Source organism: Sphingobacterium sp. NPDC055346 (assembly GCF_053645235.1).
Genome location: NZ_JBSHMI010000005.1, coordinates 25,242 through 51,529, shown reverse-complemented (window position 1 = coordinate 51,529; position 26,288 = coordinate 25,242). Strand labels below are relative to the sequence as shown.

The window sequence follows — 26,288 nt, the reverse complement described above, 5'->3', positions numbered from 1 at the left end:
TCTGATGAATTATTCGTTATAGATTCCGTTTGTTTTCAAAACCTCAACTTCTTCAGGTTTGATTTTCGAAATCATGAAACGTTTAACATCAGTGATTTTCATTTCATCTAGTATATCAACGAGGTTACGTTGTACTGATCTGTCACTTGGACGGATTACGACGATTAGGTCTTTTCCTCCTGACACTTGCGGAACCTGAGCTTTCTTCTCAAGGACGATCTTTCTGATTCCTTCTTTGCTATAGTCTACTACAGCGGGTGCCGAGATTGGGTTTGCTAATTGTCCATAATACCAAGCGATCTTGTTATCTGATCCTAGCAATAAGGTGATCGAACGGTTATCTGCGATTTCAATCTCAGGGTTCAACTCATTCTTGTCCTTATTCTTATCAGGCATGTTAACATCCATGGCTTGTGGCTTGTTCAAGGAAGTTGTTAGCATGAAGAAAGTAATCAGAAGGAATGCTAGATCCACCATCGCGGTTAAATCTACACGACCTCCATTTTTCTTCGACCTAACTTTGCCGCCTTTTTTGCCGCCGCCGGAGTCTTGATTTAATTCTGCCATTTTCTCTTATTATTTTTCCTGACGTAAACCGGTAACAAAGAAGAATTTGTTTTGTTTTTGGTTTCTCAGTGTTTCAATAATCAAATTCATTACCGCGTACTTCTCTTCCGCATCTGCTTTGATCGCTACTTTCATCGCTCCTGGATCTGACCAGTTCTTCACTTTGGTCTCTTGGTCACGGTTGAATTCTACCGTTGCCAAGCGAGCCTGTTGAACCCAATGATACAACTCGTTTGAAAGTTCTTCGGTGCTATCCACGGGGATACCTGGTTGAACCTCTAAAGTACGTTTGTCATTTGGTAATGAAAGTAGGGCACGCAATTGCTTGAAAGGTACTCCAAACTCATCTAGTCCTTTAAACTTCTCATAATCTTGTTCTGAGAACGCAACACCATATTTTGCCGACATATTCTTAAGAGTTTTTACGCGAACCTCAGGGTTCTTCTCTCCAAAAAATACTTTCCCTTGGTTACCTACGGTGATAACTGCTAAGTTATCGTCCGGTAATTTATCCAACGTAGTGGATGCAGGGGTGTCTACGGGCATTACTTCTGGCTGACGTGCAGTTGCTGTCAAAACGAAGAATGTAAGAAGCAAGAAAGACACGTCACACATCGCCGTCATGTCGATCGATGTGCTGGCTCTTTTTACTTTTGCTTTTCCCATTTCTTTACTTCTTTAATGTGAACACTCTATTTCTTTTTAATAATGATGCGAAACCGTTGAACATTGCATAAAATAAATTCAACTTTTTTTCGAATCTTCTTATTTGTGGTTTGCAGCGTATGTTTGTACGATTGAGAAACCAGCCTCGTCAATAGAATATGTTAACGTATCGATCTTAGAAGTTAAGATGTTGTAGAAAATAATCGCGATTGTTGATGTACCGATACCTGTAGCCGTGTTGATCAAGGCCTCAGAAATACCGTTCGCTAATTTTGCTGAATCTGGTGCACCACCTGTAGCTAAAGCCGAGAACGCTTTAATCATACCTGTTACTGTACCTAATAGACCTGTCAATGTACCAATAGAAACTAATGTTGCGATAACGGTTAAGTTCTTCTCTAACATTGGCATTTCTAAGGTAGTAGCCTCTTCAATTTCTTTTTGGATTGCTAATACCGATTTCTCTGTATCTAATCCTGGATGTGCTTCAACATCTTTATATTTTAAAAGACCAGCTTTGATTACGTTCGCTACGGAACCTTTTTGCTTGTCACACTCTTGGATAGCTGAATCAATGTTACCTGATCTCAATAATCCTTGTACTTTTCTTACGAAGTTACCTACGTTTCCTGTTCCAGATGCTTTACCAATAACGATAAGACGCTCGATTGAAAACACCCATACCATTAAGAATAAACCTAGAAGAACTGGTACTACGTAACCTGCATGGTAAACCATACCGTAGTAGTTACCTGGTTTTGGTTGGTTCGCTGGATTCTCATCGATAAAGTTTGAAGGATCACCCATCACAAACTTGTAAACCAAGAAACCAATTACTAGACAAATGATAATTGCTAAACTTGCAAATAGATTACCCGCATTGCCACTCTCTTGTTTAGCTGGGGTTGTAGTTTTTGGTGCGTTTGCCATTTTTTACTAATTTTTAGATTTTTTACTGTTGTTTAATTATTAAGTTAAATTCAATTTAATGCAAGCTAAATGCCGTTATTTTACATTAATTCAAAACAAATATAGCATTTTCTGTTAAAAACAAAATTAATTTGAAGATATCTGATTATTTAACTTTTAGGCTGTGTTACCTACTCATTGACGTTCTTCAGCAGCTCTCAAATCAATGCTTCTTTTGTCGTATCACATAACGGTTGAATATTCCATATTTTTTACAATGAAAACCATTTTTTTTTTGAATTGCAAATTATCAAATCGTTAAATGTTAAAAATAAGTGAGTATTTACTTACAATACCGCCCGCCTTTGCACCCCCTATTTTTAACCAAATCCCCATTATTTCTTTGTTTTTTAAACGTTTACAGGACAATTCCATGTTTAACCACCAAAGGATTTAACTTGGTACTTCTCGGAAGTTAAATATTGTATAATTTTTTCTTTAAAATCACCTTGTATCAATATTTCACCATCCTTGGCACTCCCCCCTACGCCACATCGCTGCTTCAATTTACGGGCTAAATCATCCAAATCTGAACCAGTCCCTATAAATCCCGTCACGATGGTCACAACCTTCCCCTTCCGCTGTTTCTTGTCCAAGCCGACCTTCAGTTTCTGCTTCTCATTGGGAATGGTGTCCTCTTCCTCCATCCCATCCGAATCGGTATATTCATAATCGTCAGAGGTCGAATAAACGATCCCTTCGAATCTTTGCTTCTTCTGTTTTACCATAACTAACAAATAATCTTGAGGGCATTGCCCTGCACTTCTATATCAATCTTGTTTCCTAAATCCATCGGCTCTCCATCCAAATGCAATGGTGCCTTTCCCTCCTGCTCGATACAGATCTTCTTCCCTGGTATTATTTCTACATACTCGGATTGGTCCGCAGTCTTGTTGAAGAGATGGAAGATCATCATCGGTAATGTATATAACGGAAATTTATGCACAATACATACATCCAATACCCCATCATTGATGGATGCATTCGGCGCAATGTAGGCGTTATTGCCATATTGCGGTGAATTCGCAACCGATATCATAAAGGCCTCCCGTTCGTAGACCTTACCATCAATGTTCAATGTGTATTTCTTAGGCTTATACTTACTAATAACGTTAATTATCGTGCGAAGGTATCCAACCGGCCCCCTAAATGTTTCCGAAGCAAAGCGATCACTTACTGAAGCATCAAAACCGATACCCGCAATATTGAAGAAACAACGTTCCCCGATCTTTCCACAATCGATGTCGACCGATTCAAACCGATTGATCCTGCGCAAAGCCGCAGACTCATTCATCGGAATACCTAAATAAAGCGCCAATCCATTCCCAGAACCCTCAGGGACAATGCCCAATGGAATATCACTGCCCACCAAGGCCGTCCCTATTTCATTGATCGTGCCATCGCCACCTACGGCAATGACGGCATCGTACTGCTCATCTATCGCAGATTTAGCAAGTTCATAGGCGTGATTAGCGTGATTGGTAATCTTAAACGTCGGGTCAAATCTGTTTAAATCCAGTACTTCGAGTACCTGTTTATTAAACGTTGTTTTCTTCTTCCCACCAGATACTGGATTGATTACAAACAGTATGCGTTTCTTTCTCATTTACGTCATTTAATTCCGCTAAAGATAATAATTTGGTTGAAATACTTTTTAAATATTGCAAAGTATCGTAGCTTTGTGCCACACAAAATGTGGACTGATTTGCATTTAGCATTATCATAATGTAAATGGGAGATTGCAACCACAGTAAAAAAGTGCTAAAACCATTCGGGACAAATGATTTTTCACATACTGCCTGCTATTCCCTTCAAACGTTTATTATTTTTATGGCATATTTATTTACCTCCGAATCGGTATCTGAAGGACATCCTGACAAAGTCGCAGACCAAATTTCGGACGCTTTAATCGACAACTTCCTCGCTTGGGATGAAGATGCCCGCGTAGCTATTGAAACCTTAGTTACTACTGGACAGGTGGTTTTAGCAGGTGAAGTGAAGTCCAAAATCTACTTGGACGTTCAAAAGATCACTCGCCAGGTTATAGAAAAAATCGGATATACTAAATCCGAGTATATGTTCGAAGCGAATTCCTGTGGAGTTCTTTCGGCAATTCACGAACAATCCGCCGACATCAACCAAGGGGTAGATCGTATCACAAAACAAGAACAAGGCGCTGGTGACCAAGGTATTATGTTCGGTTACGCCAATAACGAAACCGAAAACTATATGCCCCTGGCATTGGACCTTTCCCACCGTCTTTTATATGAACTTGCAGGTCTAAGACGCGAGAACAACGAAATCCAATACCTTCGCCCCGATGCTAAATCACAGGTAACCTTGGAATATGATGACAACCATAAACCGGTTCGCATCGACACCATCGTGATCTCAACCCAACATGATGACTTCGCTTCTGAAAAAGAAATGCAGGCGAAAATCCAATCTGATATTGAAAACATCTTGGTTCCTCGTGTAAAGGCTCAATTGAAACCTGAACTACAGGCGCTATTCACAGATAAAATCAAATACCACATCAACCCTACCGGTAAATTCGTAATCGGTGGACCTCATGGCGACACCGGTTTGACAGGCAGAAAGATCATCGTCGATACTTACGGCGGTAAAGGTGCGCACGGTGGCGGTGCTTTCTCTGGAAAAGACCCATCCAAAGTGGACCGTTCTGCAGCTTATGCCACTCGCCATATTGCCAAAAACTTGGTGGCAGCGGGTGTTGCTGACGAAATCCTGGTACAGATCTCTTACGCTATCGGTGTAAAAGATCCTATGGGTATCTATGTGAATACCTACGGAACCAACAAGGTGAACAAAACTGATGGAGAAATCGCAAAGATCATTGCTGAGCTGTTCGACATGACTCCTTACGGCATTGAAACACGCTTAGGCCTTCGTAACCCAATCTACGCTGAAACCGCAGCATATGGCCACATGGGAAGAACACCAAAAACGGTAAGCAAAACTTTCGAAAACTCGAATGGCGAAACCAAAACTTTGGAAGTGGATCTTTTCACTTGGGAAAAGCTAGATTTTGTCGAGCCAGTGAAAAAAGCATTTGGTCTTTAAGATCAAAAACATAAATAAAAACGCTTGAAAATTTCAAGCGTTTTTTTGTGCAATGCTCCGGACCTTGCTTTGACCTTATTCGAGACACATTCGGAAAATTCGGAATGTGTCTCGAATAAGGTCAGAATAAAATCGAGAAATTTTGGTGAATCCATCAAACATCTAGACCAGTCTCAGACTTTAAAAATCGAAAAAGCCTTAATTTCAGGAGATCCTTCAGAATCAACTATGGTTAATCTAACTTTGGATGTATAAATATCATCAAATTTTTGGATTCTTTTGTTCCCTATTGATTCCCCAGAACAAATCTCGACCCATTTATTTCCGATCCATGCTTCAACTTTATACTTCCTTATTATTTCACCGTTCCTAATATTCTCTTGAATAATGATCTGATTAATATCTTTTGGTTGTTTCAGGTCAAGGTTGACTGAATTGCCAACAAGATTTTTCTGAGATTTAATAGGGTTTGAGGAAATCTTTAGCAATTCATGCCCAAACTCTTCAAGCCTTTGAAAATCTTCCTCTGGCACTAACCCACTCGTGTCAACTACGATCCCTAACAACATATTGGAGTTTCTTCCTACGCTAGTATAATAGGAACTGACCAATTGCTCTAAAGATAGCATATCTTGTCCTGATTCTTTCCAAAACCACCCTCCTTGCCATCCTGTTCTAAGTGGAAAATCAGCTTCTCCAGGGCACCAAATTTTACCATTAGGACTCCCGCTCAGACCATCAATGACAATAGTCCCTGTCGCAGAGGTGGTAAAATCAGATCGACTCCAGTTCGGGTAAGGAGCTCGTCCCTCTTCATTCCCGATCCAACGAATCAAATTATTTGCGTCATTGGGGCCCTGAAATACCACCGCATCAGGCTGCAACCTTTTCAATAAGGGTGCTAGGTCTGGCCCGCCTTCATTTACAGGTAAAACTCCACCATCGAACCAAATTTCAAAAAGCTTTCCATAATTAGTCCACAATTCCGTTAATTGAGTCTCAACAACCTTATTATACTCTTCTTGGGTTATGGGCGATCCTTCCTGGACTTTACCGGGATTATCCACATGTAAATAACCGTTTGCAGAGGCACTAGCATAGATCCCTGGCTTGAGTCCATATTTCTTACAGGAATTGATGAAATCAAGGACTAGGTATCCCTTTCCATTCTTCCAGGGAGAATTACTAATATTATAGTCATGTGCTTTTGTAGGCCACAGACTAAATCCAGAGCCATGCTTTGCAACCAGGACAGCATATTTTGCTCCTGCGGCCTTGGCAGCCCTGATCCATTGATCAGTATCCAATTTACTGGGATTAAATATGGATGCAGGAGGATGTGACCCCCATTTTCTCCAGTTATAATCGGGCACATAATTCACCACATCAAAATGGAACATCGCTCCAATTTCTGCTTCCGCCCAATCAACTTGGGCGGAAGAAGGCTTTACTTCCTTTTGTTGAGCCAAACAGGTCCCTCCAAAACAAAGGAAAAACAGACAAATCGCATATTTCTTAATTATCATTTCCATCCCGGGTTCTGGGTTAAGTTAGGATTTAAACTGATTTCTTCTAGTGGTATCGGGAAAAGATACATCTTATCATCCCACAGCCTTTTTTCAATTGAGGTATATAAACGGACATAATTATTTTGATTTACAATTATCCCATTTACTTGAGAAGCGGGATATTTTGCTTTCAGCTCGGGCGTTAGCTTCATCCCCAGTATTGTTTCTGGCTTTTCAATTCGTTTACCAGCCTTCCATCTTAATAGGTCATCAAACCTGAATCCTTCATCGGCCAATTCCACCCTTCTTTCCCTTCTAATTTCATCGATTAAAACAGACACTTCGGGAAATGAAGACTTAGGATCACGCTTTAAGGTTGATATGGTCATTTCAGCCATCCCGACCCTTTTTCTCAATAGATTAATGCTTTTGTCAATGTCTGCCTGTGTGGCAAGGCCCAGTTCCGCCTTTGCTTCCGCATAGATCAGCAAAATCTCTGCATATCGAAATATAAAGAAATCCAAAGTCGATTGATTCGCTTGCCACATTGCTGGATCGGAACTTCTCCCTTTTATCAACTGATAGCCCGTATTAGCCGTATTGGTCCCTATTCTTGGAAGATCAATGACATCTTTAGAACCATCGCTATTTTGCAAAAGTACAAACCCTTTGGTAGCAATAGTCTGTTGTGCTCTCGGATCTCTATTTGCAAATTCATTTTCAGGGGTATCCTCACCTTTATATTGAGGGCTCAAAGCCGTAGGTAATCCATCTATACAAAGGTAATTCTGAACAAAATCTTTACTATATCCTGTCCCAGATTCACCTAAAGTCCTACTGATTCCATTCATCAATATACTTTGTAAAAACCGGCGTCCTAAAATAGACTCTGGATTACTATTTAATTCTTGTTGGATGAACAGATTATAATAATCCGTCTTAGGATTTCCTGTTGTGAAGAGTGAGAATTTCTTTGAATCCATAATCAGATCTGTTGCCTTCAAGGCTTCCTGCAAATATTTCTCACTTCCTTCAACATTAAAATATTTCCTCCTTGTGCCTTCCCATAAACATATTCTAGCTTTTAAGGCCGCTGCTGCATATTTATGAATTCTTCCAGCTGAAACATTATCTGCAGGAATATTCTCTACTGCAAAATTTAGGTCAGCTAAAATAGAATCCATGACAATATTACGGGATGTTCTTGGGGCATATAGTTCAGGGCTGTCTTCCGTCAAATCTTTACTGTACCATGCCACATCGCCATATCTTTTTGTTAATCCCCAATAAAATAAGGCTCTAAAAAACCTGACCTCACCTGCATATTGATTTTTGACAGCTTGTGAAGCTTCAGCATTCATATATCGCTGTAAAAAATAATTTACGTTCCTGATATTCGTCCAATTGTAAGAAGCATCCGCTGTAGGTACCACATATTGACCAGCTAAAAAGTTATTGATACTACTTGGCACCTTATCATCAGACTGATTGTCCTGGATAAAATTTTGAGCAGGTAGTGAAGGATAAAACTGATTTGCATAAAGCATCAGATCATTTTCATTCTTAAAAAACGTGGGTTCCGAAATTGAAGAAAGCGGAAACCTATCTAAATAAGTATCTTTTTTGCATGAGAAAAGCAAAACCACTTGACTTATTAATATAATTCTTATTATAGTTTTCATATTCAAAGTTCTTTAGCAAAAATTAAAATCCTAATTGTAGTCCAAACGCAAATGACCTAGTTTGAGGTGCGTCTTGGAAATTGAAAACTTCAGGATCAAACGCATCGAAAAGTTTGGTGAAAGTAAATAGATTTTGACCTGATAAATAAGCTCTTACTCGGCTAAGTTTTACCTTATTAGCCCAAACTTGAGGAAGAGTATATCCTAGCGTCAATTGTTTCACCCTCAGATAAGAGGCGTCCTGTAGGTAACCGGTTTGAGTCTGTGAGTTTCCTCCATTTCCAAAACGAAGCCTTGGAAAAAAAGCATCTTGATTCTCAGGAGTCCAGTAATCGGTGGCATATATAAAAGGAACATTCCACTCACTGGTAAATCCCCAAAATGCACTATTGCTTATCCAAGCATCTCGCTTGCCGATACCCTGTAGGAAAGCAGTGAAATCAAAGCTTTTATAATTTACCCCTACATTCAATCCAAATGAATAACGAGGAGTAGAATTACCGATTATCCTCCTATCACCAGGATTGGAAACCGTATTATTGCCAAAGTCAATCTTCCCATCATTATTTAGGTCTGCATATCTTATATCTCCAGGTCTCCAAGCACCTCCCCAAATTTGACTTTGGTTAGGGGCCGAATCTATTTCCTGTTGACTTGTAAAAAAGCCTTGAGTTTCAAAACCCCAAATTTCTCCATCTAATTTGCCTTCATACCAATTGCTGAAAATTTGACTCGTGTTAAGTGGGTATTTTGTAAGCTTAGAATGGTTGTCAGCGAAAGACAATAAGAGATCATAAGAAAGGTCTTCATTAATTTGATCGTTCCATCCTATACTTAGTTCCCAACCTTTGGTAATTAAAGTCCCAGCATTTTGGTTTGGAGACGCAGTTCCTAAAACAGCGGGCAGTGGAACACCTCCAACTAGCATATCCCTAGTTCTTCTTTCATATACATCAAAAGATCCTGATAAACGATTGTTTAGAAATGCAAAGTCCAGCCCGAAGTTTGTTGTTGCAGACTTTTCCCAAGTAAAGTCATTCCTAACTAATCCTGGGGCCAATACGCCAACTCCGGTTTGATTGCCAAAAATATAGCTCAGACTATTATTGATTGGCATTGTTGGAATATATGGATAGAAATTCGCTGCGGAATAAAGCTGATTTTGATCGAATCCTTGATTTGGTAATTCACCATAGGATCCTCTAAGTTTTAGATCATTCACAACATCCCTTATCCCTTCCATAAAACCTTCTTCCGAAATTCTCCAACCTGCAGAAATCGAAGGGGTGAAAACATATCGGGTTTTTGATGAGAATCTGGACGAACCATCATATCTGCCATTTATTTCTAGCAAATATTTACTGTTAAAAATATAGTTCAACCTAAATACCGTTCCAAATAGAGCCCATTCGTTTTCAGCACCAGTGATGCTTGGTCTAGGATCATTATTTAGATTTATAGCAGGTTTTGTAGGATCTACTAAATTATTCGCAAAAACACCTAGTCTTTTATAATGGTTACTTTCTTGGTTAACCCCAAGCATGGCCTTAAAATAATGCTTTTCAGCAAAGGTGTTTTCATAAGTAGCAAAAGCATTCAATGCAAAATAATTGTGATTGTCTGTGGTTTCAGAAACGGAAGATGGGCTAGTCCATGGAAACGTCCCTAATAATATCCCATTTACACCATATTCCTTAAATGGAATTTGATGACTTTGATTAAAATTATTGTAGGCGTTCCAAGTATAGTCGGCCACAATGGATACATTTTTTATTGGTTTAATTTTCACCCCTCCCGTTAACCATAAGTCATTGGAATATCTCTTCCTTTTTCCATTATTTGCAGCTACAGCAAATGGATTGGTAAAACTACCTTGTCCAGCAAAATTTCCATCAGGATGCCTGATAGGCATTATCGGTCTTAAATCTCCAGAAATCCATCCACTAGATGTCCCGCCTGTAACCACTCCCGCTGCTTCTTTATCAGAGATGTGTGTCAAGGCAAAATTCCCAGTTAATGTAAGCCAATCTGTAATATCAGAATTAACCTTCAAGGAAGGATTCAAGCGTTCATATTTTTGACCAGCCTCCTTAAAAAGGCCTTTCTGACCAAGATAACCTAGCGAAGCAATAACCGATGTTGAACCCTGTCCTCCTTGCAAGGATAAATTATGCCTTTGCATGGGCTCAAAACCTGGATACTGTTCTTTTATCCAATCGGTGTTCCCAACGTATCTGTATTTTGCAGGGTTTCCGGGATCTACATAAACAGGTAAATTATTTACAGGGTCATTGAAATATGCCTCGGCCCGGATTGAATCTTCAACTGTAAAAGCTTCTGTAGCGGTTGTTCCTCCATCCTGACCATTTCTATTGGCTTCCCTATGCATTCTGATATAATCAACGGAATTAATATACTCTGCCATTTTTGTCGGCCTAGACATGGTATACTCTCCTGAATAGCTTATTTGTGGTTTTTGACTTTTAGGATTTTTGGTTTGGATCAATATCACCCCATATGCGGCCCTACCCCCATAAATTGCGGCAGCTGCGGCATCCTTCAGGACGGTAACATTCTCAACATCGGATGGGTCAATTGAATTCGGATCCCTTTGTACACCATCAACAAGGATCAGAGGGGTTGCCGTGCCACTGTTTATGGACCCTGTCCCTCTGATATTGAATGAGGAACCTGTGCCTGGTTTTCCATTAGCAGACGAAATATTTAGATTTGGAACTAATCCCTGCAAACCCTGTCCGAGATTTGCAATTGGTCGATCTTCCAATTTTTTAGCACTTACCGTACTTACTGCTCCTGTTAAATTTTCCTTCCTTTGAGATCCAAATCCAACAACTACAACTTCTTCCAGATCACTGCTCACCGTTTTTAGAACCACTGAAAGTTGATTTCTCCCTTGGGTTGAAACTTCTTGACTCTGATAGCCCATGGAACTGAATACCAATACGGAGTTTTCAGAAGGAACTTCTATAGCGAACTTTCCATCTATATCGGTACTGGTCCCTTGGGAAGTACCTTTAACCAACACACTGACTGCGGAAAGATTTTCACCACTTTCGTTCATGACTTTCCCAGAAACAACACGTGTTTGGTCAATTTCTTTTACTTCTGGCTTAGTACGCTCAAATTCGGTATTACTTGTTAAAGCAATTGATCTTCCTTTGATTTGATACTTTATGGCTTTGCCATTGAACAAGACGTTCAAAGCCTCAGAAATGCTTTTGTTCTTAACATTAACTGAAAAAACAGAATTTACATCTAAGTCCTTTTCATCGTAGATAAATGTATAACTTGATTGCTTACTAATGTCAATCAAGATGCTTTTTAGATTAGTATTATTATAATTTAAGCTAACCTGTTGTGCTCTAATGTTTCCTAATGAAAGCATGATTGAACTCAGAAAAATCAGTACGGTTAACTTTATTGTAAAATAAGTCTTCGAGAAATGTAGGTACTTAATAAAATACCCAATATTATTATTGATCATAAGTATTTTCATAAACAATACATGGAAAATGAGATTTTACAGTATTGTAGGTTTAAGGTTATTATATGAATTAGGTTAAAAAGTAAGAATATAGCCTTTCGCAAGATCTTACATCCCATTTATAGTGAGCGCCTTAGATTTAAGATTTTACCATAACCCTCCTTTCTTCAACATAAAACTTAATACCTGTCTTCAATTCAATTGCTGCCAGAACCTCTGATAAGACTGCATTCCTTGGAATTATTGCTGAAAGACGTTTTGATCCATGCTTACCCATGTCAACTTTGACATCATACCATCTTTCTATTTTTTTTGCAAATTCATTTAGGGGTTCATTATTCAATATATACATCCCATCCTTCCAAGAGTAAATCTCTTCGACATTGACAGAACTCACCTTAGGAAGCGAGTTTATATTAGAAACGGCTTGTTGTCCCGGCTTCAAAATAACTTTATTGTCTCTGCTAGGATTTTTCACGGCTAGACTACCCGAGATAAGCGTTGTATAGGTATTATCATTGTCCTCATAAGAATTAATGTTAAAACTTGTCCCTAATACTTCAATGATTTGCCTGTCTGCATTTACAGTAAAGGGTTTCTTTTCATCTCTAAAAACATCAAAATAGACTTCTCCCTTGATGCTTACTTTTCGTTCACTTTTATCAAATACGGATGGAAAACTGATAGAAGAAAGTGCATTCAACCAAACTTTGGTACCATCAGGAAGTGTAACTTGAAATTGACCAGCAGCAGGTGTAGATATAGTGACAGATTGGGCAACATTTAATTCACTTATTTTAGTACCATCTGCATAATGAATGGAAGAATTTGATGAAACTATACCGTTATTGTCCTCGTCCAATGGAATTGAAGCCTGCCCATCTAAAGATAGATATGCCTTGTTTGATCCAGGCATAACATTTTCACCTTTAGTAACGACATTTTGAGTTCGGTTTTTTTGAGGAACTATTTTATTATTCCATAGAAAGATAAAACACAAAGCAACAATTATAGATGCAGCAGCTAACAAGAGGTATGTTCCCTTTTTATCCTTCTTTTTAGTGATTAAATTAAGTTTTCCTTGGATTTCGATTAGGTCATCAATTATTTCCGCGTCAGAGAGGTCTTTGCCATCTGTATTAATATTTAGATACCAATCCTCAACTTGAGCTTTTTCAAACTCAGTACAATTACCAGATATATATTTATCTAATAGTTCCTTTTTTATAGAATCTTTATGATTCGCCATTGAAGTTTATCCTTGATTACTTATATGACGAATGAAAGGTGTATTGGGGGGGGGTAATAATTATAAATATTTACAAAAGAAAATCAACATTAGGTAAAGAATGCTCCCAAACTTCATTTTCAACAACCTCAGTGCTAGTTTAATATATCCTCTAACACTGTGTTCAGAAATATTTAGCTTATTGGCTATTTCTTTATGACTTAAATATTCCTTTCTACTTAATTCAAAAACTTCCTTAACCCTAGGGGATAACCTATCCAGAACACTTTCGATTTGTTCAGCAAGTAGTTTTTCACGCAATAAATAATCAGTTTCTGAGGATATTTGTTGACTAGGCTCAGTGAGGCTTTCTAAATATTTTAACTTAGATTTTTCTTTAGAAATATAGTCAATAACTCTATTTCTAATTGCCGCATACATATAGGAAGAAACTTGGCCATTAATGGAAAGGTCAGCCCGTTTTTGCCAAATACTTATAAATAAATCATGGACTATGTCTTTTGCGACTTCTCGGTCTTTCAATTTTTGATAGACATGCAAATATAAAATGCCATAATACTTGTTGTAAAGCTCTTGAAAAGCGATATTATCTCCATCTTTCAATTTCTGAAGAAGAAATAAATCATTAATATTTTGGACATTTTGCATAAAAATCGTTCTCTAAAAAGGAACCCTCCATTCTCCAAAAAATTCTATTTAATGGTCCAATGAATATAAGACAAATGATATTACAGGAAATTAGTTCTATTTCTGAGTTATAGGTGTTAATTCAACATGAATTTACCTAAAAAAATCACTATTCCTACTAAAATCCATTCAAATAATATCGACAAACTCATCACAATGGCAATTTCATTCATTAGCATTGCACCTATTTACAAAGGAAAATGTCCATAGAAATTAGTATTAACAAAATAAGCCCTGCAAATTGCAGGGCTTATATCTTCCTATTTAATAATAATTAATTTTTTATTTTACTCAGCGATAGATGCTGAAGAAGTTGGGATCTGACGATTAACTTTCTTAACCAACCCCTGAAGCACCGTACCTGGTCCAACTTCTACAAAACTTTCAGCACCATCTGCTAACATGGTCTCTACAGATTGTGTCCAGCGTACTGCACCAGTCAATTGAGCAATCAGGTTATCTTTAATTGCTGTAGGATCTTGGTAAGGCAATGCATCGTAGTTTTGATAAATAGGACAAACCGGAACTTGGATTTCAACATCCAAGATAGCTGCTTCCAATTCCTGTTTTGCTGCTTCCATCAATGGCGAGTGGAATGCACCACCTACGTTTAATTTTAAAGCACGTTTAGCACCTGCTTCCAATAGTTTTTCGCAAGCCTTGTCAACACCAGAAACAGATCCTGAAATAACCAATTGTCCTGGACAGTTATAATTTGCTGCAACGACGATATCATCAACTTGTTCACAAACCTCTTCTACAATTACATCGTCCAAACCTAAGATAGCAGCCATGGTTCCCGGTTCCAAATCCGTTGCTTTTTGCATTGCATTAGCACGCTTAGAAACCAATTTCAATCCATCTTCAAAAGATAGTGCTCCTGCAGAAACCAATGCAGAGAATTCACCTAATGAGTGTCCTGCAACCATTGCTGGCTGAAAGCTATCGCCTAATGCCTTAGCTAAAATCACAGAATGCAAAAAGATAGCTGGTTGGGTAACTTTAGTTTGTTTCAGATCCTCTTCAGTTCCATTGAACATGATGTCGGTAATACGGAAGCCTAAAATTTCATTGGCTTTTTCGAATAAAGCCTTTGAATCTTCGTTTGAGTCGTATAAGTCCTTACCCATGCCCACAAATTGTGCACCTTGGCCAGGAAAAATATATGCTGTTTTCATATGCAATTGTTTAATTCAACAAAAATATACTTAATCTTCGGGTAGAAAAGAAAGAGATGAAAGATTTTCTTTACTGAAAACCTCATTTGCTATATCTAAAATCTCTTTGGAGCTTACCAAATCAATTTTTTCAAATACTTCAGGCAGGCCAACAACACGATCATAATCTAAGATGTTTTTAGCTTCTGCGATCAATAGGCTCATCCTATTTTCTTCTGCGAGTGCAATCTGACCCTTGAACTTATTCTTCGCCTTTTCTAGTGCCTGTGCACTCAATGCCTGTTCCTTTAATTTAGTCAATTCCTTGTAAATCAGCTTTAAGGTCTTATCCACTTTCTCCGCATCCGTACCGAAATAGATACTGAATAAGCCGGTGTCAGAATAAAGACTGTAGTTGGATTCAATGGTATAAGCAATCCCGTATTTTTCACGGATATTGAGGTTCAGGATATTGGACATCCCATAGCCCCCTAATAGATTGTTCAATAGCAAGAGGCCAGTTTTTCTGTCATCATGGATTCCAAAAGCTGGTCCACCTAATACTACATGGGCTTGATTGATGGGTCTTTCTTTTTCGATCAAAGCAACTTCGGGCTTTCGCATATCTTCAGCTGCATGAATCCATTGGTGGTTATTTGGATTGCCAAAGCATTTATTGGCTATCTTGAGCACCTTTTTGTCCGAGTAATTACCTGAAATGGCAATTACAATCTTGGAAGCGTCATAATGTTGGTCAATGAATCGCTTGATATCGTCTTGTTGAATAGCCTTTAAGTCCTCTTCAAGTCCGAGGATATTGTGGCCTAGTCCAGTGTCCTTGAAGACTTGATCTTCAAAATCATCCATAATGGACTCCTCAGGACTATCGAGATAGGATGCCATCTCATCCAAGATCACTTCTTTCTCCTTATCCATCTCCTCCTCCGGAAATACGGAGTGAAATAGGATGTCTTCGAATAGGTCCAATGCCCTTTCGAGATAAGGATTTAAAAAGGAGGCATGGATACAAGTATATTCCTTGGTCGTATAGGCGTTTAAGTCGCCCCCAACGGACTCCAATCGATTTAAAATCTGATTGGTGCTCCTACGTTCCGTACGCTTGAATAACAGGTGTTCAATAAAATGAGCCGTTCCAAACTTACCAAACTCCTCATGCCTAGATCCGGCATCCACAATCAAACAAATATGCGTAATGGAAGAGGAATGAGGCTGAAACAAAACTCGCAACCCGTTGTCAAGTTGGAATATCTTATGATCCATATAGAAAAATTGAATGACAAAGGTAAGGAATAGTATTTAGTATTAAGTATATAGTAGTTAGACCGATGTTTAACAAAGGAACGGCCTATAAACTTAGGCCGTCCTTTATTTTTTATCTAAATACTAAATACTTTCTACTAAATACTAGACTGTTACATCCTAGGTCTTCTCATTCCTGGAGGCATGCCGTCGTTGTCGGTTGGGGCTACTCCGGAGAATTTTTGAAGCTTGAATGTGAATGTAAGCATGAAGTAACGACCTAGGCGGTTTGTTTGCCTGTCGATGGTCATGTTTTCTTGAACGGTCCTTGAAAGGTTGGTTTGCTCATTCAGTAAGTCGAATGCTTGGAAACGGATGGTTCCGCGTTGGCCCTTCAAAAGTCTTTGTTCGATGTAAGAATTGATGATAAATGGATTGGCATTTGTCAATGGTCCATATCCACTATTGAATGACTTGGAAAGGTCAGCACCAAATATGGTAGTAGGCGTGATGTTCACCGATCCTATCAAGGTAGGTGTCCAAGAAGAAACGTTATTGTTAAAATCACCAAGTGAGTTTCTCGTGTAGTTATACGAGTATCTTACTCCTGGGTTCAATTCAAAGTTTTCAGATGGATTGTATCTGAACATCAACCCTTGCATAAATACCCAGTTGTTGGAAATATTCTTCATCCCTTCGGTCGCACTCAATTCCCTAGCGGTATAGGAAATGTTCTTGTTATAGCTCACCCCTCCCATCAACATCAAGTTGTAGGTTTTTTCCTTCAGCGATTTTCCGAAGTGGTAAAATGAGTTTAGGTTATATACCGGATCTTCTTCATTCAGGTACCTAGTTTCGGAAATCAAACCACCTGTAGGATTGTTTTCGCGTTTTACGAAAGATACGATCTTATCTGAAGTCAAGTTACCATTAACCATCGCAAAGAAAGTGTTCCCTTTTTGGAAATCGCCTCCACGGAACCTCAACATCATCCTATGTCTGAATTCAGGATTCAGGTTCGGGTTACCATAAACGATGTTGGTAGAAGAGTTTCCGACCGCATAAGGAAGAATCTGATTGATATTAGGTTCTGTCGAAGACCCATTATAATTGATGCTCAGGTTCTTTTGTCTAGAGAACTTATATTCAAATCTTGCAATAGGCATCCAGTTCAGGTTTGAACGATCGATAATTGCATTATCTGCATCGCTGGAGGCCGTACCTTTTAATAGTGACGGCTGAACCGCAGCACCAATGGAGTATTTTACCTTATCGTTTTCAAAAGCATAATTTGCTCCAATTCTATGTGTGGTAAAAGAATAATCTTGATCGTAGTGATAATTAAGGATACGATCATCTAAATTAGGTAATGCATCTCCTTCTTCATCAAAGGCATCCTGATTCTGTTTATTGTTATAATTGTTTTTATTGAAGTCGTACTGGATTTCAATCTTTCCATGTTGGGATACTGGTTCTAGATATGATACACTAGCCCCTGCATTCCAACTTTTGTTGTTGACTTCACGGATAGTTTGTTCATAGATTTCAGCCATGCTGGTATTGGCGTTATTAGGATCTTGTATTAAGCGATCCAATACGCCTTGGTAATCCTGGGTAGTAGCGGCATTGTCATAATTAAAGTTCATGAAGAAATTCCTTCCCCTATCATTTAATTTTCTATTATAAAGACCACTGATACCAAACCTAGGTGCATCCAAGCTTCCACTTTCTACCCTATTATCCCGGGTTTCCGTATTTTCTTGGAAATCAAACCAGTTACTTACAGAATTTGAGTTTGAAGTAGTTCCAGAAAACCCTACCTGAGGTGTTAATTTTATATAATCCTTGTCTGAGATATTCCATTCTAAATTAGCTTCAAAGCGATGGCTTGAAACAATATTATTTGCAGTGGAGTCAGAACTTTGCTCCAGGTTACCACCATCAGCACCCATGATATAGTTTGTCAAACTATTCGTCAATGTTGTATTATCATCCCGACCAAAAGAGTAGCTACCATATACTTTAAGCGTTTCAGAGAAATCATGACGGATATTGACCCCGATGGATCCAACATCAGTTAGACCCGATGCGCCGCCAAACATTCCACCGCCACCGCCCGGTCGGCCACCACCACCTTGACGCATCCTTGCGCCACCGCCAATGGTACGGAAGTCAAACAGGGACGCATTCACGTTGTTTAGGTTACCCAAGATTGAGACTTGAGTTTTATCGGTCATACCCATCCACATACCTGTTGCTTGGTATCGATCTTCAGAACCGTACCCGGCACGAAGGGTTGTCATAAAGCCTTTATTATATTTAGGGTCAATTTGGATATTGATGATCTTTTCCGATTCACCAGATTTATTTCCGGTCACATTGGCCATGTCACCATAGTCATCTACAACCTGAATTTTTTCGATAATATTGGCCGGAAGGTTTTGGGTAGCGGTTTTGACGTCTCCACCGAAAAAGTCTTTCCCGTTGATCCTGACCTTGGTTACAGTTTCACCTTGGGCCGTTACGTTTCCGTCTTTGTCGACTTCAACCCCCTGTAATTTCTTAAGGGCGTCTTCAGCAACTGATCCTTCGCGGAGTTTGAGGTCTTTGGTAGAGTATTCTACGGTATCCCCCTTTACCTGCACAGTCAGTACGCCTTGGATCACCACCTCTTCGATCTGGTTTTCATTGACGGCCAATTCAAAACTAGGGATTTGGATTTCCTTTTGCCCTTCAGGAAAGTCCACTTCCTTTTCAAAAGGTGAGAAGCCTAGGCTGCTTACCCTGATCTTAAATTTTGTGGCTTTAACATTTTCAAAGGTATAGAAACCAGCATTGGTAGAGCTAGTTGCTATGGTGTCAGATGCCGTTATCAACCGCACTGACGCTCCTGATATGGGTCTTGATTCGGTATCCCGAAGCATCCCAGATACGACACGGCCAGATTGACCGTATACGGTAATTCCCATTGCCATGAAGCATAAGCATATCAAGGCTTTCAATAATCTATCCATATATCAATTAAACTAATTCTAGTTCAGCGTCCCTAAGATCCAAGCATCAATCTTGGTCTTATACGGACTTTTAACCGTCGGGCTGTATCGACCGTACATCGATCCCCTGGGGTCAGGTCTGCTTTTGATAGTTTTCTGTAATATGGTAAATCTATTGTTAATCATGATTTGGATAGCAACTGGATCTTTAAGATCCTTGATACCAATTGATTGAATCGGAATTTTTGATTCATAAACCAAAACATCATTGTCCATCAATTTTGCTAGTGCCAGCACGCCATACGTGTTTTCGAATGACAGCCTACCATCTACAATCCGAGCAAAACCCTTCACGCCATACCCCCTGCTTCGCTTGATCAACTCTTCGCGAACATTCATATTCGGGAGGTTTTCATCGTTTACCATTGCTCTGACTGACTCGCTGTCTGGGATCGGAAAGATTAAAATTGCCCCATCTTTCTTTTTTCCTTCAGGGTTGATATTCACGATGATACCATTTCGAGCTGCTTCCTGTTGCAAGGCAAGGTTCTTGATTTGAACTGCGGTGTACAGATAGTTAGCGTCGTTTGTAACAGCAAAGCTCCAGCTGGAATCTTGACCTATTACAGATAGCTGATTTCCCCATTCCTTGAGGTCTCCGTCGACCTGGACTTGGAAAGTGGGTAAAATAGCATATCGGTCTTTTTTCTTCTGCGCCAACAAGTTTGAACTAGCAAAGATTAGAATGGCAATAATGATATTCCTTTTCATACAATTCAAGTAATCTTGTATTTACCAGCAGTATAAGAAAAAAATTTATATTCCCGAATACATAGCAAAGAAAAACACAAGAAGTGTAAATTAGTGTAAAACGAGGTTAATCACGGAGTTGTTACATTTCTTTGGGGTAGTATTTAGTATAAAGTATTTAGTATTTAGACTCTAGCTTCGGCCAGATTTTCAATGATTTTGATATGGTTTTCTTGCCTTTAAAAGGATAAATCTATGGTTGATACACCAGTCTAAATACTAAATACTAAATACTAACTACTAAATACTACCTTTACAGCATGAATTCAATTACTTTACTTTCAACTTTTCAGCGGGACTTTATTGAAGCGGGATGTGATGAGGCTGGCCGAGGTTGTTTGGCGGGGCCTGTATTTGCAGCGGCTGTGGTATTTCCGGCGGATTATTGTAATCCCGTATTGAATGATTCCAAGAAGCTCTCGGAGAAGAAACGCATGGAATTAAGGCCAATTATTGAGCAGGAAGCCTTGGCTTATGCCGTTGCGAGTGTTTCGGCTGAAGAGATTGATAAGATCAATATCCATAAAGCCTCTTATTTGGCGATGCACAAGGCTTTAGATATGCTTGCTGTGAAACCAGGTTTCCTGATCATTGATGGCAATAAATTTATTCCTTATCCCAATGTGCCTCATTCCTGTATAATAAAGGGTGATGGCAAGTACCTCTCCATTGCGGCAGCTTCGATCTTGGCAAAGACCTATCGCGATGAGTACATGGAAAACATTGCTGTTGATTATCCAGATTATGATTGGATGCAGAATAAAGGCTACCCGACCATAAAACATAGGCAAGCGGTCTTACAGTTGGGGTTGACCCCTCACCATAGAAAGACCTTTAGGGTCACTGATCCGCAGTTGACCTTGTTTTAGGGGATATATTTTCCCTTTGCTATGGGAACACCAAGACTCCGCAGAGTAAGACTTAACACGCTGGCTGAACATTCTAAGATAAAAGCAAAAAAAGGAGATTCTCTAATAAAGAATCTCCTTTTTCTATACGCTTAAGCCATTTTATTTGACTTTTTCTTTTCTATGTTTGATAGATAACCAAATTGCGAATCCTAGACCTAAAACAAGGGTAATGGATGCAATCAGTGAAATGATATTGCTGATTCGCATAGAATTTGGTGCAAAAACAAATTCTACTTTGTGGTTACCGCCTGGTAGGGATAAACCTCTCAATAGGTAATCAGTTCTGATAATAGGCACTTCTTCGCCATCAACGTAAGCTTTCCAGCCTTTGTCATAATAGATCTCAGAGAATACCGCAAAGACATTGTTCCCTGCCGAATATTCATACTTCAAGGTATCAGGATGGTAAGATGTCAATTTAATTTCAGCGTTATTTGGCTGACCAATGGATTTGTCCCCTAATTGGCCTTTCAATCCTTCGTTTACAATGGCCTCTTTTTTCGGATCAAAGGTACCCAAGGCATCCATCTCAGCTTGGTTGCTGTTGACAAATTTAACATTGTTCACAAACCAGGCATTTCCTAATGCAGAGCTTCTGCGTTGGATCCTATCTGAATTGTTGCTTTGATCTTTTGTGATGACATATCGTACATTCAACATGTCCAACACGTCTTCATTAAAGTTGCCATTGAATTGATGTTCCAATAATTCTTGGAAGCGCATCAATTTGGCAGCATGATATCCACCGATGCTCTTGTGGAAGTATGAAGCACTGGCATCATTGAACGGACTTGTCGTCAGATCAAACACTCTATAAGAAAGGTCTTTGTCCAAATGTATCAATTGATCAACTTCTCTTTCAGGGATCGGTTTTTCATAGATACTCTTGTCTACAAAAGATTCTGTGTTTAAATACCTTTTATCAACTGACCAAAGATCTACTAGGGTAATAACGGCTACCGCAGCAATCAAGATTCCCGCATTAAGTTTTTTCTTAACGAAAAACCATACAAAGGCGAAGGTCAACACCACAATAAAGAAAGAACGCCAAGCATCATTTGAAGCCATATCAGCACGGTCCTTCAACAATGAATTGGCCAATTCACTAGCTAAACTTGGGTCTTGAATATATTGTTGCAATGAGGCAACATAATCCTGATGGTTTGAAATACGTAGAGAAAGCAAACTAGGCATCACTGCAATAAGCAGACACAGCAAAGCAACGGCTCCACCAGAATATAATACTTTTTTATCTAGATCTTTGATTTCATTTCCACGCGTAATAATCTCGTTCAATCCCATGATTGCAAGAAGAGGGATCAAGACCGAAGGGATAACCAAAATTGATTCTACAGCCCTGAATTTGTTGTACATTGGGAAGTAGTCAAAGAATAGATCGGATATAAATGGCAAGTGACGACCAAACGAAAGCAAAATAGTCAGCAAGGTTGCTGCTAAAATCCACCATTTTAATCTGTCTTTTACCACGAATAGCGCTAGGACAAATAAGAAAATTATGCCTGCACCAAAATACCAAGGTCCAGAGGTAAATTGTTTTTCACCCCAATAAGTAGGGAAAAGTCTATTTGCATACTGCAGAGCTTCTTCTTTGGATGCACCAATTTTCTGTAAGGTTTTAATGGTATTGGATTCTGGGGTTAATGTACCTCCAGAACGGCCACCATAGGCATTTGGAATCAAAAAGGTAATATTTTCACCAATACCTTGGCTCCATGCATAGGCATATTCCTTATCTAGACCTGCGGCAGATTTACCAGAATCATCTGTTTTGCTGATGTTCGCTTTTCCGCGGATGGTTTCCTTGCTATATTCATAAGTTGGGAACAACACCGATGCATTGACCAAAACTGCGACAACAACCCCGATCAGCTGCAAACCAGTAGCTTTTAAGAAATTGTTCAATTTTTTGTCACGGATAGCGTAATATAACTCAAACCCAACCAATACCAATAAGGCAAGGAAAAGGTAATAGGTCATCTGGATGTGATTTGCCCTGAGTTCAAGTGCCAAGAATAGGGCCAGTAGACTAGGTCCCCAAAACTTGCTGCCGCGATAGCAGAGGATAACCGAACCGATAATAGGCGCGAAATAAGCGATAGCATAAGCCTTATTGATGTGCCCAGCTTCGACATATATCATATTATAGGATGAAAACGCGAGTGCGACGGCACCAATGGCCGCGACCCAAGGCTTCATTCGCAATACAGCGAAGAGGAAATATCCACCTAGGAGGAACATGAGCAAGACATCCGCTGGCGGAGGAAATATAGCTCGAATAGCAGGTCCGATGTGGGTGGTGATATTATTGGCATGATCATACCAAATTTGGTAGGTTGGCATCCCTCCGAACATTGAATTCGTCCATAATGGAGTCGTACCGTCTTTTTCTCTATAATCAAAAATTTCTTTCTGACTACCACGAGCTTGCATCACGTCACTTTGTAGTAAGGTTTTGCCTTGCCATACTGGCGTAAAATAAAACACCACTAGAAGCAAGAAGATGCCTATAATGATTAAGTGATTCTGATTTTCCTTAAACCAAGTTTTCATCTAGTAATTAATAGGATTATTAATGATATAGCTCCAAAAATATAGAATAGAGTTGAGATTTGAGATAAGAGATATCAGAAAGTTGAAATAAAACAAAAGAAGCCTATAGGATTATTTGGCTTCTTCGATTGATTAATTTTGTCTGGAGCAAGGATTTAGTTAAAAGTTTATTTTAACCTTTCTGAATCAAATCTTTAATATTTGCCAGTTCACCAAATAGGACCAGAAGGTCGTTTTCCATTAATACGGTATCGGATTTTGCAATCCCTGAAGCCTCTTTGTTCACCCGAGTCGAACCATCCTTGGTGGTTTCATTTTCTACATGAACAGTCGTCAGGACAATAACCTTGTATTTATTGGTCAGATCGGCATCTTTTAAGGTCATTCCCACGTATTTGCTAGGAACTTTTGTTTCGATAATACTGTATTTTTCAGATATCTTAAACGAGTCAACAATATCAATATTATCCAAACGCATCGCTAAACGCTCTGCGGCCTCTTCTTCCGGCATAATATATTCATCAATGTTCATGGCTTCCAGTACAGTCTTTTGTAGATCTGAAACTACCCGACCAATAATCCGTTTTACTTTCAGTTGTTTTAGAAGAGCCACTGTCATCAAACTTGCACCTTCTTCCTCACCGATCGCTACAATAACGGCATTACTTTCCCTTAAGGGCAATGAACTGACCGCATCACGGTCGGTACTGTCCAGACATACGGTATGGGTAATGCGGTCTTTGGTCTGTTCAACAATGCTCATGTTTTTATCAGCCGCGATTACTTCATGTCCTAGCTCGGTAAGGTGGATTGCCAAAGATCTCCCAAAATGCCCTAATCCTAATACTATATACTTCATATCTCTTAAAACAATACTTTTTCAGTTGGATAAATATAACTTTTGTTCTTTGTGTTTTTAATAAATGCAACCAATAAGGTTAGCATTCCTACCCTTCCTACAAACATGGTAAACATTAAAATAATCTTACTCGTCGCCGTTAAGGAAGAGGTAATTCCCAGGGATAAACCACAGGTCGTATATGCAGAAACGGATTCAAACAACAAAGGAATCATCTGTTGGTTTGGATCTGAAAAATTCAATAAGATAAAGCTTAATGTAATTGTCAGAACGGATAGCAGAATAATGGCAAAGGCTTTATTCACTGATTCAGATGCAATTTTGCGTTTATAGATTTCGATGGATTCTTTTCCTTTGGCAAGCGCCACAATATTCATCAAGGCGATGGCAATGGTCGTTACTTTTACTCCACCCCCTGTTGATCCTGGTGAAACTCCAATCCACATCAAGGTCACAAACATGATCAATGTGGGAATATTGATAAAGTTTAAGTCCACACTATTAAATCCAGCTGAGCGCGTAGAGTTCGCCATGAAAATGGAAGTTACCCATTTTCCAAAAGAGGATTTATCCGCCATCAGGCTATGATTTTGTTCCAGAATAAAGAAAGAAAGTGTAGCCAAAAAAATAACTGTGACATTACAGACTACAATAAACCTGGAATTGAACGAAAAAACCTGCGGTTTATATCGATAACTTTTCTTCTGTATCAATCTACGGACCATAGATTTCACTTTTTCCTGAACCCAAGTATATAGGTTAAATATGGTTCCAAAACCGAAACCTCCTAAAATAAACATGGATGCTACCGCCAATTGAAAATTATAGTTGAACCGGTATTCATCGCTGGTTACCCCATCTTTAATAATGGTAAAACCTGCATTACAGAATCCTGAAATGGCATGAAAGCAAGAAAAGAAAATCATCTCTCCAACGGAGTCAAAATATTTAGCTTCTAATGAGGCAAAAATCATAATGGCACCGATCAGTTCGAAAAGAAGAGTGATAAAGATGATGGTCAGTAGAGTGGAGATTACAGAATTCAGTTTGTTTTCGCCTAAGATCTCTCCGAACATCAATTGATTTTTGAAGGAAAAACCTCCTGAAAAGAAATACCCAAAGAATCCCGTAAAGGTCATGATCCCTAATCCACCTACTTGGATCAAGGCCATAATGACGGATTGCCCAAAAAGAGAAAAATTGGTCGAAATATCCGTTGTGGAAAGCCCTGTGATACAGACGGCGCTTGTGGCCATAAAAAAAGCGTCGACAAAACTTAATGGCGCTTCCAGTGTCGTACGAGGCAGCATCAACAGAAACGCGCCTAGAATAATCAATCCCAAGAAACTGATGACAAATAATATGGTCGGATTGAAGTAGAAATTATCAAAGAAAAGGCTGTTTTTCGAAAGTTCTGAGAGGAATATAATGGCAATCCCAAGATATAACCATTCGTCTTTTGCAAAAGTAGATAAGAAACCACCTGTAATCCTCGAAATCGTTATTAACAGGAAATAGGCACTGACCAATACCCCTGTATAGTGCGACACATTAATTCGCCGAGCTACGAGTATTGATGAGGCAGTTCGAATGATCTCAAAAAGAAAAAGACCATAATATAGAGCTACAACTGCATCCTCGGTAATTACTGCAACCTCCGGATCCGTAATGTAACCTACATGCACAACCATGGTTACAGCACTGATCAAACTGACATAAAAAACAATCTGGTCTACAGTTTTCTTTTTATAACGAAATATATATTTTAGGAAGCTAAATATCGAATCCATCAAGTTACAAACATAGCAAT

At 39.0% G+C, this 26,288-nt stretch carries 19 protein-coding genes; 2 read left to right on the top strand and 17 right to left on the bottom strand.

Going from position 1 to position 26,288, the window contains the following annotated elements:
• Positions 1 to 9: 9 nt before the first annotated feature.
• The 5 genes from ACWICE_RS11255 to ACWICE_RS11235 all read right to left on the bottom strand — a co-directional run bounded on the left by ACWICE_RS11255 (position 10) and on the right by ACWICE_RS11235 (position 3,808).
• Positions 10 to 567: an ExbD/TolR family protein gene (locus tag ACWICE_RS11255; RefSeq protein ID WP_185213226.1), complete on the bottom strand. Its 558-nt coding sequence runs from the start codon at positions 565 to 567 to the stop codon at positions 10 to 12.
• A gap of 9 nt (positions 568 to 576) precedes the next feature.
• A complete protein-coding gene (locus tag ACWICE_RS11250) occupies positions 577 to 1,233 on the bottom strand; it encodes an ExbD/TolR family protein (protein ID WP_093099602.1) in 657 nt (218 codons plus the stop codon).
• Positions 1,234 to 1,332: 99 nt separating this feature from the next.
• Positions 1,333 to 2,163 (bottom strand): MotA/TolQ/ExbB proton channel family protein, encoded by an 831-nt coding sequence (locus ACWICE_RS11245; protein ID WP_093099604.1) that lies wholly within the window; start codon positions 2,161 to 2,163, stop codon positions 1,333 to 1,335.
• A gap of 416 nt (positions 2,164 to 2,579) precedes the next feature.
• Positions 2,580 to 2,930: a translation initiation factor gene (locus ACWICE_RS11240; RefSeq protein ID WP_454290843.1), complete on the bottom strand. Its 351-nt coding sequence runs from the start codon at positions 2,928 to 2,930 to the stop codon at positions 2,580 to 2,582.
• Between the two features lie 2 nt (positions 2,931 to 2,932).
• Entirely contained in the window at positions 2,933 to 3,808 is an 876-nt protein-coding gene (locus ACWICE_RS11235) for a diacylglycerol/lipid kinase family protein (protein ID WP_185213228.1), read from the bottom strand.
• Between the two features lie 224 nt (positions 3,809 to 4,032).
• Between ACWICE_RS11235 and metK the strand changes: the two genes are divergently transcribed.
• A complete protein-coding gene (metK, locus tag ACWICE_RS11230; protein ID WP_454290842.1) occupies positions 4,033 to 5,286 on the top strand; it encodes a methionine adenosyltransferase in 1,254 nt (417 codons plus the stop codon).
• A gap of 173 nt (positions 5,287 to 5,459) precedes the next feature.
• Here the strand turns inward: metK and ACWICE_RS11225 are convergent, their stop codons facing one another.
• The 9 genes from ACWICE_RS11225 to ACWICE_RS11185 all read right to left on the bottom strand — a co-directional run bounded on the left by ACWICE_RS11225 (position 5,460) and on the right by ACWICE_RS11185 (position 20,098).
• Positions 5,460 to 6,818, bottom strand: a complete 1,359-nt coding sequence (locus ACWICE_RS11225; RefSeq protein WP_454290841.1) for an alpha-L-fucosidase — start codon at positions 6,816 to 6,818, stop codon at positions 5,460 to 5,462.
• The gene (locus ACWICE_RS11220; protein ID WP_454290840.1) at positions 6,809 to 8,476 is read right to left on the bottom strand and encodes a RagB/SusD family nutrient uptake outer membrane protein; all 1,668 of its coding nucleotides are present in this window, start codon (positions 8,474 to 8,476) and stop codon (positions 6,809 to 6,811) included. The genes ACWICE_RS11225 and ACWICE_RS11220 overlap by 10 nt, the downstream gene beginning before the upstream one ends.
• A gap of 22 nt (positions 8,477 to 8,498) precedes the next feature.
• On the bottom strand, positions 8,499 to 11,882 hold the full coding sequence (locus ACWICE_RS11215) for a TonB-dependent receptor (RefSeq protein WP_454290839.1): 3,384 nt from the start codon (positions 11,880 to 11,882) through the stop codon (positions 8,499 to 8,501).
• Positions 11,883 to 12,120: 238 nt separating this feature from the next.
• Positions 12,121 to 13,230 (bottom strand): FecR family protein, encoded by a 1,110-nt coding sequence (locus ACWICE_RS11210; protein WP_454290838.1) that lies wholly within the window; start codon positions 13,228 to 13,230, stop codon positions 12,121 to 12,123.
• A gap of 60 nt (positions 13,231 to 13,290) precedes the next feature.
• A complete protein-coding gene (locus tag ACWICE_RS11205; protein ID WP_454290837.1) occupies positions 13,291 to 13,878 on the bottom strand; it encodes an RNA polymerase sigma factor in 588 nt (195 codons plus the stop codon).
• Between the two features lie 326 nt (positions 13,879 to 14,204).
• On the bottom strand, positions 14,205 to 15,095 hold the full coding sequence (gene fabD / locus ACWICE_RS11200) for an ACP S-malonyltransferase (RefSeq protein WP_454290836.1): 891 nt from the start codon (positions 15,093 to 15,095) through the stop codon (positions 14,205 to 14,207).
• Between the two features lie 30 nt (positions 15,096 to 15,125).
• Positions 15,126 to 16,355 (bottom strand): M16 family metallopeptidase, encoded by a 1,230-nt coding sequence (locus tag ACWICE_RS11195; RefSeq protein ID WP_185213235.1) that lies wholly within the window; start codon positions 16,353 to 16,355, stop codon positions 15,126 to 15,128.
• Positions 16,356 to 16,507: 152 nt separating this feature from the next.
• Positions 16,508 to 19,348, bottom strand: coding sequence for an outer membrane beta-barrel protein (locus ACWICE_RS11190; RefSeq protein ID WP_185218444.1), 2,841 nt, complete (start codon positions 19,346 to 19,348; stop codon positions 16,508 to 16,510).
• Positions 19,349 to 19,366: 18 nt separating this feature from the next.
• Complete coding sequence (locus ACWICE_RS11185; protein WP_454290835.1) at positions 19,367 to 20,098, bottom strand: hypothetical protein; 732 nt, start codon at positions 20,096 to 20,098, stop codon at positions 19,367 to 19,369.
• A gap of 299 nt (positions 20,099 to 20,397) precedes the next feature.
• Here ACWICE_RS11185 and ACWICE_RS11180 point away from each other — a divergent pair, with 299 nt between their 5' ends.
• Entirely contained in the window at positions 20,398 to 21,006 is a 609-nt protein-coding gene (locus ACWICE_RS11180; protein WP_185213238.1) for a ribonuclease HII, read from the top strand.
• Positions 21,007 to 21,147: 141 nt separating this feature from the next.
• Here the strand turns inward: ACWICE_RS11180 and ACWICE_RS11175 are convergent, their stop codons facing one another.
• The 3 genes from ACWICE_RS11175 to ACWICE_RS11165 all read right to left on the bottom strand — a co-directional run bounded on the left by ACWICE_RS11175 (position 21,148) and on the right by ACWICE_RS11165 (position 26,268).
• The gene (locus tag ACWICE_RS11175) at positions 21,148 to 23,619 is read right to left on the bottom strand and encodes a YfhO family protein (RefSeq protein WP_454290834.1); all 2,472 of its coding nucleotides are present in this window, start codon (positions 23,617 to 23,619) and stop codon (positions 21,148 to 21,150) included.
• 172 nt (positions 23,620 to 23,791) lie between these two features.
• The gene (locus tag ACWICE_RS11170) at positions 23,792 to 24,478 is read right to left on the bottom strand and encodes a potassium channel family protein (protein WP_185213240.1); all 687 of its coding nucleotides are present in this window, start codon (positions 24,476 to 24,478) and stop codon (positions 23,792 to 23,794) included.
• 5 nt (positions 24,479 to 24,483) lie between these two features.
• On the bottom strand, positions 24,484 to 26,268 hold the full coding sequence (locus tag ACWICE_RS11165; RefSeq protein ID WP_454298407.1) for a TrkH family potassium uptake protein: 1,785 nt from the start codon (positions 26,266 to 26,268) through the stop codon (positions 24,484 to 24,486).
• Positions 26,269 to 26,288: the final 20 nt, after the last annotated feature.

Coding starts and splice junctions, on each gene's coding strand:
- ACWICE_RS11165 (WP_454298407.1), bottom strand. CDS start 26,268: ATGGATTCGATATTTAGCTTCCTAAAATATATATTTCGTTATAAAAAG.
- ACWICE_RS11210 (WP_454290838.1), bottom strand. CDS start 13,230: ATGGCGAATCATAAAGATTCTATAAAAAAGGAACTATTAGATAAATAT.
- ACWICE_RS11170 (WP_185213240.1), bottom strand. CDS start 24,478: ATGAAGTATATAGTATTAGGATTAGGGCATTTTGGGAGATCTTTGGCA.
- ACWICE_RS11175 (WP_454290834.1), bottom strand. CDS start 23,619: ATGAAAACTTGGTTTAAGGAAAATCAGAATCACTTAATCATTATAGGC.
- fabD (WP_454290836.1), bottom strand. CDS start 15,095: ATGAAAACAGCATATATTTTTCCTGGCCAAGGTGCACAATTTGTGGGC.
- ACWICE_RS11190 (WP_185218444.1), bottom strand. CDS start 19,348: ATGGATAGATTATTGAAAGCCTTGATATGCTTATGCTTCATGGCAATG.
- ACWICE_RS11225 (WP_454290841.1), bottom strand. CDS start 6,818: ATGGAAATGATAATTAAGAAATATGCGATTTGTCTGTTTTTCCTTTGT.
- ACWICE_RS11240 (WP_454290843.1), bottom strand. CDS start 2,930: ATGGTAAAACAGAAGAAGCAAAGATTCGAAGGGATCGTTTATTCGACC.
- metK (WP_454290842.1), top strand. CDS start 4,033: ATGGCATATTTATTTACCTCCGAATCGGTATCTGAAGGACATCCTGAC.
- ACWICE_RS11245 (WP_093099604.1), bottom strand. CDS start 2,163: ATGGCAAACGCACCAAAAACTACAACCCCAGCTAAACAAGAGAGTGGC.
- ACWICE_RS11195 (WP_185213235.1), bottom strand. CDS start 16,355: ATGGATCATAAGATATTCCAACTTGACAACGGGTTGCGAGTTTTGTTT.
- ACWICE_RS11235 (WP_185213228.1), bottom strand. CDS start 3,808: ATGAGAAAGAAACGCATACTGTTTGTAATCAATCCAGTATCTGGTGGG.
- ACWICE_RS11220 (WP_454290840.1), bottom strand. CDS start 8,476: ATGAAAACTATAATAAGAATTATATTAATAAGTCAAGTGGTTTTGCTT.
- ACWICE_RS11205 (WP_454290837.1), bottom strand. CDS start 13,878: ATGCAAAATGTCCAAAATATTAATGATTTATTTCTTCTTCAGAAATTG.
- ACWICE_RS11185 (WP_454290835.1), bottom strand. CDS start 20,098: ATGAAAAGGAATATCATTATTGCCATTCTAATCTTTGCTAGTTCAAAC.
- ACWICE_RS11215 (WP_454290839.1), bottom strand. CDS start 11,882: ATGCTTTCATTAGGAAACATTAGAGCACAACAGGTTAGCTTAAATTAT.
- ACWICE_RS11180 (WP_185213238.1), top strand. CDS start 20,398: ATGAATTCAATTACTTTACTTTCAACTTTTCAGCGGGACTTTATTGAA.
- ACWICE_RS11250 (WP_093099602.1), bottom strand. CDS start 1,233: ATGGGAAAAGCAAAAGTAAAAAGAGCCAGCACATCGATCGACATGACG.
- ACWICE_RS11255 (WP_185213226.1), bottom strand. CDS start 567: ATGGCAGAATTAAATCAAGACTCCGGCGGCGGCAAAAAAGGCGGCAAA.